The sequence below is a fragment of the Rhodococcus sp. IEGM 1366 genome (genome assembly GCF_033142425.1).
GTDB lineage: Bacteria > Actinomycetota > Actinomycetes > Mycobacteriales > Mycobacteriaceae > Rhodococcus_F > Rhodococcus_F globerula.
This window is the reverse complement of sequence record NZ_JAWLRZ010000002.1, coordinates 322,246-337,327: the sequence shown is the minus strand read 5'-3', so window position 1 is coordinate 337,327 and position 15,082 is coordinate 322,246. Positions and strand designations below refer to the sequence as shown.

15 protein-coding genes are annotated in these 15,082 nt (G+C 64.4%); 4 read left to right on the top strand and 11 right to left on the bottom strand.

Annotation, left to right across the window (positions count from 1 at the left end; translation table 11 throughout):
• Positions 1 to 16 precede the first annotated feature (16 nt).
• The 4 genes from R4P64_RS07465 to R4P64_RS07450 form a co-directional block, all read right to left on the bottom strand.
• Entirely contained in the window at positions 17 to 874 is an 858-nt protein-coding gene (locus R4P64_RS07465) for a lysophospholipid acyltransferase family protein (RefSeq protein ID WP_317820036.1), read from the bottom strand.
• Positions 871 to 1,701 (bottom strand): GNAT family N-acetyltransferase, encoded by an 831-nt coding sequence (locus R4P64_RS07460; protein WP_172936101.1) that lies wholly within the window; start codon positions 1,699 to 1,701, stop codon positions 871 to 873. The genes R4P64_RS07465 and R4P64_RS07460 overlap by 4 nt, the downstream gene beginning before the upstream one ends.
• 135 nt (positions 1,702 to 1,836) lie before the next feature.
• Positions 1,837 to 2,793 carry an electron transfer flavoprotein subunit alpha/FixB family protein gene (locus R4P64_RS07455; RefSeq protein ID WP_045070388.1) on the bottom strand — a complete coding sequence of 319 codons (957 nt, stop codon included), beginning with the start codon at positions 2,791 to 2,793 and terminating at the stop codon, positions 1,837 to 1,839.
• A gap of 48 nt (positions 2,794 to 2,841) precedes the next feature.
• The gene (locus tag R4P64_RS07450; RefSeq protein WP_033231080.1) at positions 2,842 to 3,642 is read right to left on the bottom strand and encodes an electron transfer flavoprotein subunit beta/FixA family protein; all 801 of its coding nucleotides are present in this window, start codon (positions 3,640 to 3,642) and stop codon (positions 2,842 to 2,844) included.
• A gap of 247 nt (positions 3,643 to 3,889) precedes the next feature.
• Here R4P64_RS07450 and R4P64_RS07445 point away from each other — a divergent pair, with 247 nt between their 5' ends.
• The 3 genes from R4P64_RS07445 to R4P64_RS07435 are packed head-to-tail and all read left to right on the top strand — an operon-like array spanning position 3,890 to position 7,505.
• Entirely contained in the window at positions 3,890 to 4,699 is an 810-nt protein-coding gene (locus tag R4P64_RS07445; protein ID WP_045070389.1) for a class I SAM-dependent methyltransferase, read from the top strand.
• 29 nt (positions 4,700 to 4,728) lie between these two features.
• Positions 4,729 to 6,264, top strand: a complete 1,536-nt coding sequence (locus R4P64_RS07440; protein ID WP_317820518.1) for a glycoside hydrolase family 57 protein — start codon at positions 4,729 to 4,731, stop codon at positions 6,262 to 6,264.
• A complete protein-coding gene (locus R4P64_RS07435) occupies positions 6,261 to 7,505 on the top strand; it encodes a glycosyltransferase family 4 protein (RefSeq protein ID WP_033231082.1) in 1,245 nt (414 codons plus the stop codon). Before R4P64_RS07440 ends, R4P64_RS07435 begins: the two co-directional genes overlap by 4 nt.
• On the opposite strand, the gene R4P64_RS07430 is transcribed toward R4P64_RS07435, so the two are convergent.
• Positions 7,491 to 8,120: a maleylpyruvate isomerase family mycothiol-dependent enzyme gene (locus R4P64_RS07430; protein WP_287162657.1), complete on the bottom strand. Its 630-nt coding sequence runs from the start codon at positions 8,118 to 8,120 to the stop codon at positions 7,491 to 7,493. The genes R4P64_RS07435 and R4P64_RS07430 overlap by 15 nt on opposite strands.
• A 28-nt stretch (positions 8,121 to 8,148) precedes the next feature.
• Positions 8,149 to 8,910: an acyltransferase gene (locus R4P64_RS07425; protein ID WP_033231084.1), complete on the bottom strand. Its 762-nt coding sequence runs from the start codon at positions 8,908 to 8,910 to the stop codon at positions 8,149 to 8,151.
• 117 nt (positions 8,911 to 9,027) lie between these two features.
• Here R4P64_RS07425 and R4P64_RS07420 point away from each other — a divergent pair, with 117 nt between their 5' ends.
• Complete coding sequence (locus R4P64_RS07420) at positions 9,028 to 10,335, top strand: PQQ-binding-like beta-propeller repeat protein (protein WP_287162655.1); 1,308 nt, start codon at positions 9,028 to 9,030, stop codon at positions 10,333 to 10,335.
• A gap of 19 nt (positions 10,336 to 10,354) precedes the next feature.
• Here R4P64_RS07420 and R4P64_RS07415 read toward each other — a convergent pair whose 3' ends face one another.
• Genes R4P64_RS07415 through R4P64_RS07395 form a run of 5 tightly spaced genes read right to left on the bottom strand, consistent with a single transcriptional unit; the run spans position 10,355 to position 15,063 of the window.
• The gene (locus R4P64_RS07415; RefSeq protein WP_317820033.1) at positions 10,355 to 11,512 is read right to left on the bottom strand and encodes a THUMP-like domain-containing protein; all 1,158 of its coding nucleotides are present in this window, start codon (positions 11,510 to 11,512) and stop codon (positions 10,355 to 10,357) included.
• Positions 11,513 to 11,516: 4 nt separating this feature from the next.
• Entirely contained in the window at positions 11,517 to 12,530 is a 1,014-nt protein-coding gene (locus R4P64_RS07410) for a class I SAM-dependent methyltransferase (protein ID WP_372472364.1), read from the bottom strand.
• Between the two features lie 52 nt (positions 12,531 to 12,582).
• Complete coding sequence (locus tag R4P64_RS07405) at positions 12,583 to 13,362, bottom strand: enoyl-CoA hydratase/isomerase family protein (RefSeq protein ID WP_317820032.1); 780 nt, start codon at positions 13,360 to 13,362, stop codon at positions 12,583 to 12,585.
• Positions 13,363 to 13,372: 10 nt separating this feature from the next.
• Positions 13,373 to 14,200 carry an NUDIX hydrolase gene (locus tag R4P64_RS07400; protein WP_033231089.1) on the bottom strand — a complete coding sequence of 276 codons (828 nt, stop codon included), beginning with the start codon at positions 14,198 to 14,200 and terminating at the stop codon, positions 13,373 to 13,375.
• Positions 14,201 to 14,211: 11 nt separating this feature from the next.
• The gene (locus tag R4P64_RS07395) at positions 14,212 to 15,063 is read right to left on the bottom strand and encodes an ABC transporter ATP-binding protein (protein ID WP_033231090.1); all 852 of its coding nucleotides are present in this window, start codon (positions 15,061 to 15,063) and stop codon (positions 14,212 to 14,214) included.
• Positions 15,064 to 15,082: the final 19 nt, after the last annotated feature.

Here is a 15,082-nt window from a genome sequence, read left to right as displayed (position 1 = left end):
GCTCGCTTCGCGCCGCTTACCCGGCTAAGCGAACATCCTCCGGCGCGGCGGTGATCCGCATCTCCAGATCGGGCACCAGAGCAGTTGTGCCGCGTACTGCCCGCTCACACCGCTCCGCAAGCTCGCGCCGGCACTCCCCTGCCTCTTCGAGCGGCGCCAATCGGACCTCGACCTCCACACTTTTCTGACGCAGGATTCGCCCGATGGATTGCCCGATCGTCTCGCTGCCGACAAAACACGGGCCGGTACACAGGGAGCCGTCGGCGTTGGCGTACCGGATCGCCATGGGCTGGACCGGGCACTGCGAATCGACCGCGGCCTGGAACATCGCCGGGCGGAATCCGCCGTACGCCCGCCCGCACCAGGTCGTTCCCTCCGGAAAGACCATGATGCGCACGCCTCGTTCCAGGCGCTCACGCACAGCTGCGACGACTTCGGGCAGCTCACGCAGCCGAGAGCGATCGATCGGCAAAACTCGCATCCGACGTGCCAGCGATCCAAGGACCGCCCACTCGAGCAGATCCGCCCGGGCGACGAAGTTCGCGGGCGCAACAGCACTCGCAACCAGTACGTCCGTCCAGGACACATGGCCGGCGACCACCATTACCCCGTCCGGTTCAGGCCTGCCCAATCGCTGATCGTCGACGCTCAGTTTCATGCCGAGGCAGCGGAGCAGCAGGCGTGAGTACGCACGCTGCAGATGGACGCGCCAGGTTCGCGGCAGCAACCAGCCCGCTGACAGTATCGGCGCAGTCAGCAACGCGCACCCGACCATCACCGCTCGAATCCCTACCGTGATATTCGACACACGCGCCGGATCGGACGGCAGACACCCGTCGCCGCACGGGCTCGACGGCACCCAGTAGGGGGTCATCCCGCGAACCCTTGCTGGGTTGACGCCGCCGATCGAAGCCGATCGAGGTACCGCTTGTTTGCCGAGTGCAGACCTTGCAGCGCAACAAAATCCGCGACGCCGAACGCGGGATCGTAGGCGGGTTCACCGCAGATCACGGCGCCCATGCGCAGATATCCGCGCAGCAGCGGTGGCATGGTCACGCGTGCGGGTGGTGCGATCTGATCCAGTGTGCGGCCGCCGAGAACGACAGGATTTCGGGGAACGGCCCGCCTCTCCAACGGACTGGCGTGCTTGTTCAACACAAAATCGCGGACGCCACGCACATCCGCGCCGGGGACGGCACCGGGGTGCGGGGTGATCGGAACGGAGACGCACCCCATCACCCATTCGTGGCCGGTCAGTTCGAGGTACTGCAGAATCCCGGACCACATGAGTCCGAGTACCGATCCGTTGCGATGCGCCGGATCGACACATGCGCGGCCCATCTCGACCACTCGGCGCGCCGCGGGATCGATAGCCGAGATATCGAATTCCGTTGCGGTGTAATACCCACCTGCTCTGGCCGCGGCATCCGGGGTGAGCATGCGGTAGCACCCGACGTAATCGCCGGTGACATCGTCGTAGACCAGGATGTGGTCACAGAAATCGTCGAACGCATCTGCGTCGAGCTCGAAAGGTGAAGCGGGAATCGAGAATCCGGGCTCGGAGACGAATACCCGGTATCGAAGGCGCTGCGCGGCCACTCGATGTTCACGGTCGGAGGAGACGATCAGGGAATATCTCGGCGCGGCGACCTCACGGCCGAGATTGTCACTCGCGGGGCGAAGGACTGACGTAATTGTCATGCGCCAGGTTTATCGACCGGACGCGACGGCGCGGCATCAGCAAAGTGACGCGCCGATGCAGGCCGGGTGAATAAAGCACTGTGCGCCCTTATCAACCGCTGGGGGTTGATAAGGGCGCACAGCAGGTGGTGCTTTTTAGCCCTTGTGAGCCTTCACAGCCTCGGTGAGCTGCGGTGCGACGTTGAACAGGTCGCCCACGATGCCGAAGTCGGCGATCTCGAAGATGGGTGCCTCTTCGTCCTTGTTGACCGCGACGATGGTCTTGGACGTCTGCATGCCGGCGCGGTGCTGGATGGCACCGGAAATGCCGAGTGCGATGTACAGCTGCGGGGAGACCGTCTTACCGGTCTGACCGACCTGGAACTGTCCGGGGTAGTAACCCGAGTCCACAGCCGCACGCGAAGCGCCGACTGCTGCGCCGAGGGAATCGGCGAGCTCTTCGACGACGGAGAACTTGTCGGCGCTGCCGACGCCACGTCCACCGGAAACCACAACGCTGGCTTCGGTGAGCTCGGGGCGGTCGCCACCGACGATCGGCTCACGCGAGGTGACCTTGACGGCACTCTCGTCCTGAGCCGGAACCTCGACAGCGATCTGCTCGCCGGCGCCGGCCTGCGGAGCTGCTTCGACTGCACCCGGGCGAACCGAGTAGACGGGGACGTCGCCGTTTGCCTTGGCCTCGACGGTGAACGCGCCACCGAAGATGGAGTGGACGCCGGTTCCGTCGGCCTTGATCTCGATGACGTCGGTCAGCAGACCGGAGCCCAGACGTGCGGCCAGACGACCGGCAACCTCTTTGCCCTCGGTGCCGGCTGCGGTGATGACCGCTGCGGGGCTGGTGGACTCGACGAGTGCGGCGAGAACGTCGACCTTGGGGGTGACGAGGTAGCCCTCGATGTCGTCGGACTCGGCGACGTAGATCTTCTCTGCGCCGGCTGCTGCCAGTGCGTCGGCGAGCTTGGCTGCGGTGCCGGCGGGGCCGGCGACAACTGCCGACGGCTCACCGAGTGCGCGTGCAGCGGTGATGAGTTCGGTGCTGACCTTCTTCAGCGCACCTTCTGCGTGCTCTACGAGCACAAGTACTTCTGCCATGACTTAACTCTCCCTGAGTTTTTCTGCTGGTTGCCTAGAAGGGCGCGATCAGATGACCTTGTTGCTGACGAGGTACGCGGCAATCTTGGTGCCACCGTCTCCCTCGTCGGCGATGCGCTCACCAGCGGTGCGGGGGGGCTTCGGAGTGGAGGAGGTCACGGTCGTGCCGGCGTTGGCAACACCCACGGTCTCCGGGTCGACACCGAGGTCGGCCAGTGTGTAGACGAGAACTTCCTTCTTCTTCGCGGCCATGATGCCCTTGAAGGAGGGGAAGCGCGGCTCGTTGATCTTCTCGGTGACCGAGACGATTGCGGGCAGCGAAGCCTCGAGGCCGAAAACGCCCTCGTCGGTCTCGCGCTCACCGGTGACGGTGCCGTCAGCGACGACGAGCTTGCGCAGCTGCGTGAGCTGCGGAATGCCCAGGTACTCGGCAATGATGGCCGGAACAGCGCCGACACGGCCGTCAGTGGCCTCGTTGCCGGCGATGATCAGGTCTGCAGGCTCTTCGTTCTCGAACGTGATCTGTCCGAGTGCGGCTGCGAGGGTCCACGCGGTCTGGATGGCGTCGGAGCCGTGCAGCGCGGGGTCGTTGATGTGGACAGCCTTGTCGGCGCCCATCGACAGTGCCTTGCGGATAGCGTCGGTGGCGCGGTCGGGGCCTGCGGACAGCACCGTCACCTCACCGCCCTGAGCTTCCTTGATGAGGAGTGCTTCTTCGACGGAGCGCTCGTTGATCTCGTCGAGCACTGCGTCTGCGGCTTCACGGTCAAGCGTGTAGTCGCCGTCGGTCAGCTTGCGCTCGGACCATGTGTCGGGGACCTGCTTGATCAAAACAACGATATTCGTCATGGGTCTTCGTCGACCTCCTGTGTGTATTTCACCTGATAAATCGTCTGTGTTGCTACGCGCAGGCCGAGGGATTCCGCAAATGGATTTCTCGTCTCACGTCGGCTGTGCGTTAGATTACCTCACGTTAAGTTACCCGTCGGTAACTTAACGTGGAACCACCCTCACCATAACGGCACGGAGTGCAAATTATCGCTGTGATCTGGACCACGTGAACACGTTCTATCCGTTTGGCACTAATCTCCCAGAGGTGAGTGAAACAAGTGTCAGCAACCACGAGGACGCACCCCTGCCCCTGACGGGCGAACGAACTGTGCCGGGAATTCCCGAGGAGAACTACTGGTTCCGGCGCCACGAAGTTGTCTACCGCGCGTTGCTGGAACGCTGCACCGATCGCCGCGTGCTCGAAGCCGGTTCCGGAGAAGGCTACGGCGCCAACATGATTGCCGATGTCGCCACAAAGGTCACCGGTCTCGATTACGACATCTCCGCCGTCGAACACGTCCGCGCTCGTTACCCCCGCGTCGAGATGGTCCACGGCAATCTCGCCGAATTGCCACTCGAAGACAATTCGGTGGACGTAGTAGTGAACTTCCAGGTAATCGAGCACCTGTGGGACCAGGGACAATTCCTGCGCGAGTGCTTCCGAGTCTTGGCTCCTGGCGGCGAACTTCTCATCAGCACCCCCAATCGGATCACATTCTCCCCCGGCCGGGACACACCGCTCAACCCGTTTCACACCCGCGAACTCAACGCAGACGAGATGACGGAACTCCTGGTCGACGCCGGATTCCGCGTCCAACTCATGACGGGTGTCCATCACGGCCCGCGACTGAAGGACCTCGACGCCAAACACGGCGGATCGTTCATCAATGCGCAGATCGACCGTGCCCTCGCCGGTGAGCCATGGCCGGCGGACCTGACCCGCGACGTCGAAGGCATCACCGTGGACGACTTCACGCTCGCCGTCCCCGACATCGACGCAAGCCTCGACCTCGTCGCAATTGCCGTGAAAGACGCCGCTGTCAAAGACCCCGCAGTGAAAGATCCTGCCGAGTGAGTAACGCAACACCCGTCCAAGAACCGGGGATGTTCGCCCTGGTCCTGCACTCGCACCTGCCGTGGCTCGCCAACCACGGGCGATGGCCCGTCGGCGAAGAATGGCTCTACCAGTCGTGGGCCGGGTCGTACCTCCCCCTCACAGCGGCGCTACGACGCCTCGCCGACGAAGGTCGATCCAACCTTCTGACGCTGGGAATCACGCCGGTACTCGCGGCACAGCTCGACGATCCACACTGCCTCGCCGGGATGCACCACTGGCTCGGCAATTGGCAGATCCGCGCGCACGAAGCGGCCGGGATGCCCGACGCGGCGCACCGTGAACTCGGCGCGCGCGAGCACCGTGCGTCTGCCGCAGCATTGGAAGACTTCGAAACCCGTTGGCAGCACGGCGCTTCCCCGGTTTTCCGCGATCTCATCGACCGCGGCGCCTTCGAATTGCTCGGGGGCCCGCTGGCTCATCCGTTCCAGCCGCTTCTCGATCCTCGGCTGCGCGCGTTCTCCCTCCGCGAGGGCCTCGCCGACGCTCAGGCGCGGTGGAACCACACTCCCACCGGCATTTGGGGACCCGAATGCGGGTACACCCCCGGCATGGAACGTGGGTACGCCGAAGCCGGCGTCACACACTTCATGGTCGACGGCCCTGCCCTGCGCGGTGACACCACCCTCGGCCGCCCGGTCCGCGACTCCGATGTCGTGGCCTTCGGCCGCGACCTGCAGGTCAGCTACCGCGTCTGGTCTCCGAAATCCGGATATCCCGGCCACGGCGCGTACCGCGATTTCCACACGTACGACCACGAGACCGGCCTGAAACCGTCCCGGGTCACCGGCCGAACGGTCGACTCCGCTGACAAGGCTCCCTACGATCCGGACCTCGCAGCGGCCGCCGTCGACAAGCATGTCACCGACTTCGTCGAGGCCGTCCGTGCGCGACTGCGATCGGAATCCGCGCGCATCGGGCGCGACGCACTGGTGGTCGCGGCATTCGACACCGAGCTGTTCGGGCACTGGTGGTACGAGGGTCCGCAGTGGCTCGAAAAGGTTCTGCGCGCCCTACCAGAGGCGGGCATCCGCGTCGGAACCCTAGGCGATGCGCAGGCCGCCGGATACGTGGGTAAGCCTGTGCAACTGGAGGATTCGTCGTGGGGATCTGGCAAGGACTGGCGAGTGTGGGCGGGCGATCAGGTCAGTGATCTCGTGCAACTCAACACCGAAGTTGTCGACACGGCACTGAATGCGGTGGACAAGTCTCGTGGGCACGACAATGTCCCCGGACGTCCGGAACTGCGAAACCGGGTAAACGATCAGGTGCTTCGGGAGACACTGATGACAGTGTCGAGCGATTGGGCGTTCATGGTGAGCAAGGATTCCGCAGCGGGGTATGCGCGCGAACGCGCACACAAGCACGCTCACGCAACCAGGGAGATCGCCGACGCCGTGGTCTCCGGCAGGGATGCGGTTGCCACCCGCCTCGCCGACGGCTGGAATCGCGCGGACGGCCTGTTCCCCGGCCTCGACGCACGGCGTCTGCGCCAGCGCGAACTGGCAAACGGGAGCATCTCGTGAAAATTCTCATCGTTTCGTGGGAATACCCCCCGGTTGTGGTCGGCGGACTGGGTCGGCACGTCCACCATCTCGCCACCGAACTGGCCGCGGCCGGGCACGAGGTGGTTGTTCTGTCGCGTCGTCCGTCCGGTACCGACGCGTCGACGCACCCGACGGTCACGCACATCTCCGAAGGCGTGCTAGTCGTCGCGGTTGCCGAGGACCCAGCACACTTCGTGTTCGGCGAGGACATGCTCGCCTGGACACTCGCGATGGGTCACGCGATGGTCAGAGCCGGAACGGCGCTGCACAAGCCCGGCGTCGGCGAAGGCTGGCAGCCTGACGTGGTTCACGCCCACGACTGGCTGGTCGCTCACCCCGCAATCGCCTTGGCCGAATTCTACGATGTGCCACTGGTTTCCACGCTCCACGCCACGGAAGCCGGCCGGCACAGCGGCTGGATCTCCGGACGCATCAACCGTCAGGTCCATTCCGTCGAATGGTGGCTGGCCAACGAATCCGACGCTCTCATAACATGTTCCGCGTCAATGCAGGACGAGGTTACCGAGCTCTACGGCCCTTCACTGCCGCCGCTCACGGTCATCCGCAACGGAATTGACCTGACCACGTGGAACTTTCGCGAACGTGCACCGAGGTCGGGGCCACCGAAACTACTCTTTGTCGGACGCCTCGAATACGAGAAAGGTGTCCAGGACGCTATTGCTGCGCTGCCACGAATCCGTCGTAGCCATCCCGGCACCACACTCGCTGTCGCGGGCGAGGGCACTCAGTTCGGCTGGCTCGCCGAACAGGCGCGCACCCATCGCGTCGTGCGGTCGGTCAACTTTCTCGGCAACCTCGACCACTCCGAGCTTCTGAGTTGGCTGCACGGCGCCGACGCCATAGTTCTGCCGTCACGGTACGAACCGTTCGGCATCATCGCTCTCGAAGCCGCAGCAGCCGGTACACCGCTGATTACTTCTACTGCAGGTGGATTGGGCGAAGCCGTTGTCGACGGCGTAACCGGCATGTCGTTCCAACCCGGCGATGTTGCGGGACTGACGTCGGCCGTACGCGAAGTGCTCGACGATCCGGCGGGCGCTCAGGAACGCGCCGTCGCAGCGCGGGCGCGCCTCACCTCGGACTTCGACTGGCACCAAGTGGCTGAAGAAACCGCGCACGTGTACGCGGGAGCCAAGCGTCGGGTGCGCCATCCCCTGGCCCGCCCGGTGATTCCGGAGCGCCCCCTACCCGGACGCTGACGTGAACCGCATCCGCGCGTCGCCGAGCAGATGGCCCGGCGGCAGGATGCGGCCACACAGCACCATCAGCAAGTCCTGTGCAGCGCCGTGCACTTCGGCGCCTGCGCCGAATTCCCAGTCCCGGTCGTCAGCGCGCAGACGCACGCCTTCGAGGTCCGCGCCGAAGTACTTCACGTTCTTGGGTGACAAGCCGCCCAGAACACGACTGAGGCGGTCCTCCGGTACGACGTAGTCGTCGCCGAGGGCAACGCGGATGTCCTGGCCGTGAATGACGTCGTGGGACAGCGCCCCGTCGAAGCCGCCACCGGGCGGCTTCCAGGGGTATGCGACGTGCTCGCGCAGGGAGCCAAGCAGCTGTTGCTCGGTCAGATCGCGTGCGTCCGCAAGCGCACGGCGGTTGGACATGCGGTTGAAGTTGCCGCGCGATTTCACCATTTCGAGTACGAATCGCGAAGCGGGATAACGGTACGGCATGGTGATGTGCGCGACCACTTCACGCACACGCCACCCCTCACACAGCGAGAGTGTGTCCCATTGCGAAGTGGTGAGACCGTCCAGGAAGGTCACCAACTCGCGTCGGTGCTCCACAACCCAATCGGGTGTCTGTTCGCTCATGCCGCACTCCCCTCCCGAGCGTCACGCTCTACTTCTTGACAGATTTGTCCGCCTCGGCGGCTGCCTTCTTCCGCGCGATGTCTTCGAGGGCCGCGATGTACTCGGCACGGTCCGCTGCGCCCGCTTCCCAGTCGGCCTTACGGTTCTTGACGACCTTGGCCGGGGAACCGACGGCGATGCTGTAGTCCGGGATGTCGCCCTTGACTACGGCGTGCGCTCCGAGAACACAACCCCGACCGACGCGGGTGTTACGCAGGACGGTGACCTTCGCGGCAACCCAGGTGTCCGGACCGATGCGCACGGGGCCCTTCACGATGCCCTGATCCTTGATGGGAGTGTTGACGTCGTCCATGCGGTGGTCGAAGTCGCAGATGTAGCACCAGTCGGCAACCAGCGTCGAGGCGCCGATTTCGATGTCGAGGTACGTGTTGACGACGTTGTCCTTGCCGAAGACCACTTTGTCTCCGATGCGCAAGGAGCCTTCGTGGCAGCGGATCGCGTTGCCGTCACCGATGTGGACCCAGCGCCCGATTTCGAGGCGGGACAGATCGGGAGTCGAGTGGATTTCGACGTTCTTGCCGAGAAACACCATGCCGCGCAGAATCACGTGCGGATTGGCCATCTTGAACTTGGCAAGACGGTAGTACCGCACCAGGTACCAGGGGGTATATGCCTTGTTCGCCAGAACCCATTTGAGGGAATCGACGGTCAGGAACTTGGCCTGATCGCTGTCGTTTCGGCGTGATCCCCGCCACCGAGTGCGCAACGGTGCGCCCCACATGCTCGTCATGAGTATTCAGAGTACGGGCAGTCGACGCACCGACCCTCGGGGTGTGCCCCGTCACGTTGCCTACGGCGGGATAGTCTCTGGTCCGAACTACTTTCGCGAGCGGCAGGGAGATGTGAGATGCGGCGGGTCCTACGGTCGTCCGTGATGGTGATGGCGGCGATCGCTACGGTGATGGCTGCCGGCTGTGGAAGCGAGAGTTCCGTCGTCGACCGCTACGCAACTGCCGGTTGGCCGGCGATGCACGCCGACGCCCGAAACAGCGACACCAGCGAGGTCACGGGATCTCGCGATCTCGAGTTCGCGTGGTCGCGTCCACTCGGCGGCCCCATTGCCGCGTATGCGTCCGTGGGAGCAAACGGCCAGAGTTTCGTGACGGCGCGCGCCGAGAACGGCTGCAACCTCTTCTCGTTTCAGCTCGACACCGGCCGCAAGGTGTGGTGCACCCGGATGAACGACGGCGTTGCCGCGTCGACGCCCATCGTGGACACCGCGACCAACGTCTACGTGGGTGAAAGCGGGGCGATGGCGTCGTACACCCGCAACGGCCAGTTGCGTTGGCGCACACTTGTTGTCGGCACTCCCCTGTCGGCGCAGTTCACGGGCGACGGCAACCTGCTGTTCATCACGCAGCTCGGTCAGATCAATGTTCTCAATCCCCAGACCGGCGCAAAGGTTGTCTCGTCGTTCAATTTGATTCCGCCGCCGACGTTCGAGCAGCAGACCAACGCCGAACTCATTCCCGACAACCAGGGACTCGACGAGTGCTTCCTCGGCACGTCGGGCTGCCCGGTGGCAAACACCCCCGCAATCGATCTGGAAAGCGGCACGTTCTACTTCACGTTCTACGGGCCCAACTCCCAGGCCGCCGATCTGGTCGCCATGAAGTACACAGGCGGCGACAATCCCTCGATCACCCCAGAGTGGTCCACCGACGCACTGCCCGGCGGAACCGCGTCGAGCCCGGACCTGTCGAAGGACGGAAAGACCGTCTACACCACCGACAACAACGGAACGCTGTGGGCGATCGATGCCGCAACCGGCGACCCGGTGTGGAGTTACGACATCGGCTTCAACTCCGCGGGTAGCCCCTCCACCTCCGACGACGGGTTGATCATCCCCGCCGGAGCTGCCGACGGTCACCTGCTTGCCGTCCAGGACAAGGGCGATCACGCCGAACTCGTCTGGGAGCGCAAGGATCTACTGCAGCTGGGTGTTCCGGCTCAAACTGCCGGGGACACCGGGTACACCGTCGTCCGCGAAGGCGACAACGGGCTGAGCCTGATCACGTTCGACACCCGATCCGGTGAAACCGTTGCTCAGAACACCCTGCCAGGCGCGGTCGGCTTCACCGTCGGCACCTCCGTCGGCCCGAACGGTGAAGTGTTGACGCCCAGCGCAATCGGTGAGCTGTTCGTCTTCAAGTGAGCTGTGCGACGACTCAGGGCTAGCGCGACGCCTCACAGATGAAGGCCGACGCCGAGCGTCCGATGCGCACGATCACCACACTCAGCGACACAGAACCCTTGAGTTTGAGCCGTGGACGCAGCACTGCCGGATCGACGTCGACACCACGAACCAGGATCTCGACGACGCCGCAGTCGCGCTTCGAGAGTGTCTGCTTCAACAGCTTTTCGGAGTACTTGATCTGTTCGAGAATCCGGAATCCGCGAACACCCTCGGGGATGCTGTTTCCGGTGAGATACGCAATCCGTGGGTCCATTTGCCACAGACCATGTCTGGCCGCGTAGTGGCGCACCAGGCCCGCGCGAACGACGGCGCCGTCCGGGTCGATGATCCACTCCCCCGGTTCCTGCTCGGGGATGATGTCGTCCTCGGCGTCGGTCACCGACCACCCGGTGCCGTCGGACCGCAGTACCGATGCCCGACGGGTCACGCCCGCCTCGGTAAGTCCCGCCGACCACAGACAGGCCTCTTTGACACCGCCGTCGAGTGAGACGACCTCGACCTCGCCGTTCCAGCCGAGGTTGTCGAAATCGAGTCCGGGAGCACACTTCACAGCAATGTCGCGGCCGTCGTACGCATCGAGCAGATCCGGGAGCGGCGGCATCAATGCGGCCGGATCGTGTGTTCGCCGTCCACCCGAACGGCGTGCCGGGTCGGCAAGGATCACGGTGCCGCGCGTTGTCGGACGCAAAGCATCAGCCCGCAACAGCGCCGCCGACGGCACGTTGTGACGGGCCATCGCCAAACGGACGGCGTCGATGTCACTACCGATTACCCGATCCGCAACGCCGGTGAGGGCGTGCAGTTCCGCACCGATGGAACACGTCACGTCGTGCACCGTGCGCCCGACAAGTCGCTTCGCACGGTGATCTGCGACAGCCGCCGGGGTGGCCTGCTGCATCGCGTCGTCGGTGAACAACCAGCCCCCGCTGCCGGGGAGTTTTGCAGCCGCCTTTCGGCGCAGCAGAACCGTGTCGACAAGCGCGGGCATGTGGTCGCCGAAACGCGTACGCGCCCGGCCGATGTCGGCCAGACGCGTACGCGTGGACAGCTCGAACTGTTCCATCTCGGCCAATGCCGCTATGCCGGAATCACTTTCCAGATAGGCGATGTCAGCGAGGGTGAAGTCATAACCCAATGTTTCAGTTGCCTGGCTTTACGCCGGTGATCATGACGTTGTAGAAGAAGCCGCGCGGTACGACGTGACGCAGAATCTTCTCGTCGACCCAACTGAGGGTCTTCCAACCACCGAAAGCGAAGCGCCCCCAGCCCCAACCGAGCTTTTCCTGCGGAACTGCGGCTTCGAAGGTGCGAACCGGCCACCCGAGCAGTGCTGCGGCAAATTCTTCGGTGGCGGCGTGAACCTGGTCGGCGCCTGCGGACTTCGCCATGTTCTCGAGGTCCGTCGGGTCGAACGTGTGAATGTCGACAACAGCTTCGAGGGCCGCTGCGCGGGAGGATTCGTCGAGCTCCTCCTGCGGACGACGCCAGTCGGCGAGGAAAGGCAGCTTGGTCACCGTGGTGGTGGCTTCCCACGTCGCGCGGCCGAGCCAGCGAGCGTAGAAGTTACCGACGGTGGTCGGCTCCCCCGCGAAGACAAAGCGTCCACCGGGCTTGAGGACACGAAGAACCTCGCGCAGCGACTTCTCCACGTCGGGAATGTGGTGCAGCACAGCGTGTCCGACCACGAGGTCGAAGGTGTTGTCCTCGTAGGGAATGGTCTCGGCGTCGGCGACGCGTCCGTCGACGGGCAGACCGAGGTTTTCGGCGTTGCGCATCGCGACCTTGACCATGCCGGGCGAGAGGTCAGTGACCGAACCCGTCTTTGCAACCCCACCCTGCATCAGGTTGAGGAGGAAAAAGCCGGTGCCGCAACCCAGTTCCAGTGCCCGCTCGTACGGCAGCGGCTGATCACCGGCGACGGCGTCGAACCGGCCCCTGGCGTAGTCGATGCAGCGCTCGTCGTACGAGATGGACCACTTGTCGTCGTAGGTCTCGGCTTCCCAGTCGTGGTAGAGCACCTGGGCAAGCTTGGTGTCCTTGCGAGCGGCCTCGACCTCTTCGGCCGTGGCGTGCGGCCGCGGCGCGGGGTCCATTACTGCTTCCTCGGCAGCAGGCGGCGTGGCAATGTCGTCGTCAGTGGGGCTGGCAGTCATTCGGCTATCCTACTCGCTGGTAAGAGATGAACAAGTTCTAATTTAGGGAAGCCTACCGGCCCGTGAACTCGGCCTTGCCTGGACCGTTCTCGATGAACGACGCCATGCCGATCGACTGATCCTCGGTCGCAAACAGTCCTGCGAACAGATGCTGCTCGATCTTCAGGCCCGTTTCCAGGTCCGTGTTCAGGCCCTCGTCGATAGCAGCCTTAGCAGCCGCAATCGCACGCGATGCGCCGCCCACGAACTGCGACGCCCACTTCCGGGCAGCGGTGTACACGTCGTCCGGCGCAACAACCTCGTCGATCAAGCCCATTGCCAACGCCTCGTCAGCGCCGACAAAGCGACCGGTGAACACCAGATCCTTGGCCCTGGCCGGTCCGATGAGACGGGCCAATCGCTGGGTGCCGCCGCCGCCGGGGATGATGCCGAGCAAGATCTCCGGTACGCCGACCTTGGCATTGTCTCCCGCGATACGACGGTCCGCGGAGAGTGCAACTTCGAGTCCGCCGCCAAGGGCATAGCCGGTGATCGCTGCAACGGTCGGCTTCGGGATCGCGGCGACGGCGCCGATTCCGGCTTGGATTCCGGCCACCGCGTCACTGATCTGAGCGAAGTCCATCTCGGCCATTTCCTTGACATCTGCACCGGCAGCAAAGACCTTCTCGCCGCCGTAGACGATGACGGCCTTCACTGCCGGATCGACTGCCGCCGCGCGTGCCGCGACCGCGAGTTCGTCCTGGACCTGACGGTTCAGAGCGTTCATCGGGGGGCGCGCGAGACGGATCGTGCCGATACCGTCGGAAACCTCGAGAGTTACAAATTCAGACATGCCCTGGAGATTACTTGGCGGGCCGGGCAGCCCAAGGATGCGGCCCGGGGATGTAGTAGTCATCCTGATTCGGGAAGTCGATCCGGAACGTCGTCTCGTCGCGGTACAGCGTCGGGAGGATGATCGGAATCTCGGGTTCGGCCGCCAGGACGTCGGCAACGGAGTTGTACTTCGCCAACTCCGTCAGCTGAGTCCAGGTGGGCGGCAACAGGATACTGTCGCCGGCGCGCCAATGGTCCAGCGCGTCCTGCGGACTCTGCCAGCGAACCTCGGCTGCCTCGGAGGTAACTCCATCGGCCACCTGGCCCTCGGGTGAGGCGGCCACGAAGAAGCGAGTGTCGTATCGACGGGCCTCACCGATCGGGGTGATCCAGTTCGCCCACGGACGCAACAGATCTGTACGCAGAACCAGATTCTCCTGCTTCAGGAAATCGCTGAACGTGAGTTCGTGGTTCTCGAGAGCAACCCGCGACGCCGAGTATCCGGACGTGTCTGCGACGACGGTATCCGCACTCGGCCCGGCGAGCAGGACACCGCATTCCTCGAACGTCTCACGAACTGCTGCCAGCACGAGCGCCTTCGCTCGCGCGACATCGGTGCTGAAACGCTCCGCCCACCACTGCGCCGACGGACCCGCCCACTCGACCTCGGCCGTGCCGTCGGACTTGTCGACGCCGCCGCCGGGGAACACGGTCATCCCGCCGGCAAACGCCATCCCCTTCACCCGCTGGAGCAGGAATATCTCGATGCCCGATGCCGCGTTTTCCGCGTCGCGCACCAGAATCACCGTCGATGCGTCCTTGGGTGTGGGGACAGCGTCCGCAAACTCGTTAGCCATGTTTCGGGAACCTACACCGTCACGGGTGCCCGGTGTGCTCCGGATGCTCGCGTACGACGCGCGAAGTACCGACCGTCGACCTGATCGAGGGTGATCGACTGACTGAACGCGTTGCTGAGGTTCTCGGCGGTGATGACGTCCTCGAGCAGCCCCTGCGCCACGACGCCACCTTCCTTGAGCAGGAGGGCATGAGTGAATCCCGGCGGGATCTCCTCGACGTGGTGGGTGATCAGGACAGTGGCGGGCGCGTCGGGATCGGCCGCGAGTACAGCGAGGCGGGCGACCAGTTCTTCGCGGCCACCGAGGTCGAGGCCGGCTGCGGGTTCGTCGAGCAACAGCAGTTCAGGATCGGTCATCAGGGCACGCGCGATGAGCACTCGCTTACGTTCGCCCTCGGAAAGAGTCCCGTACGTGCGGTCCGCGAGATGTTCGGCGCCGAGGCTCTCGAGCATCTCGACGGCACGGGATGTGTCCATCGACTCGTACTCCTCGCGCCAGCGGCCGAGAACCGCATAGCCAGCCGAGACAACAAGGTCGCTGACCTTCTCGTCGGCGGGTACCCGGTTGGCCAGCGAGGACGACGACAGGCCGATGCGCGGCTTGAGTTCGTTGACGTCGACGCGGCCGAGCACCTCGCCGAGCAGATGCGCGGTACCACTGGTGGGAAACACCTCGCCGGCCGCGATACGCAGCAGCGACGTCTTGCCCGCACCGTTGGGTCCGAGCACCACCCATCGCTCGTCGAGCTCCACCTTCCACGTCACCGGACCCACAAGAGTGGACCCGCCGCGGCGGATGAGAACGTTGTCGAAATCGATGAGCAGGTCAGGATCAGGTGTTGGCACCCGACCATCTTCCCGCACATTCTCCGGCCATCCACGG

What these genes read in the sequence shown, in the direction of transcription:
- R4P64_RS07465 (WP_317820036.1), bottom strand. Translation starts at nt 874, where the DNA reads ATGACCCCCTACTGGGTGCCGTCGAGCCCGTGCGGCGACGGGTGTCTG.
- R4P64_RS07460 (WP_172936101.1), bottom strand. Translation starts at nt 1,701, where the DNA reads ATGACAATTACGTCAGTCCTTCGCCCCGCGAGTGACAATCTCGGCCGT.
- R4P64_RS07455 (WP_045070388.1), bottom strand. Translation starts at nt 2,793, where the DNA reads ATGGCAGAAGTACTTGTGCTCGTAGAGCACGCAGAAGGTGCGCTGAAG.
- R4P64_RS07450 (WP_033231080.1), bottom strand. Translation starts at nt 3,642, where the DNA reads ATGACGAATATCGTTGTTTTGATCAAGCAGGTCCCCGACACATGGTCC.
- R4P64_RS07440 (WP_317820518.1), top strand. Translation starts at nt 4,729, where the DNA reads ATGTTCGCCCTGGTCCTGCACTCGCACCTGCCGTGGCTCGCCAACCAC.
- R4P64_RS07430 (WP_287162657.1), bottom strand. Translation starts at nt 8,120, where the DNA reads ATGAGCGAACAGACACCCGATTGGGTTGTGGAGCACCGACGCGAGTTG.
- R4P64_RS07425 (WP_033231084.1), bottom strand. Translation starts at nt 8,910, where the DNA reads ATGACGAGCATGTGGGGCGCACCGTTGCGCACTCGGTGGCGGGGATCA.
- R4P64_RS07420 (WP_287162655.1), top strand. Translation starts at nt 9,028, where the DNA reads ATGCGGCGGGTCCTACGGTCGTCCGTGATGGTGATGGCGGCGATCGCT.
- R4P64_RS07410 (WP_372472364.1), bottom strand. Translation starts at nt 12,530, where the DNA reads ATGACTGCCAGCCCCACTGACGACGACATTGCCACGCCGCCTGCTGCC.
- R4P64_RS07405 (WP_317820032.1), bottom strand. Translation starts at nt 13,362, where the DNA reads ATGTCTGAATTTGTAACTCTCGAGGTTTCCGACGGTATCGGCACGATC.
- R4P64_RS07400 (WP_033231089.1), bottom strand. Translation starts at nt 14,200, where the DNA reads ATGGCTAACGAGTTTGCGGACGCTGTCCCCACACCCAAGGACGCATCG.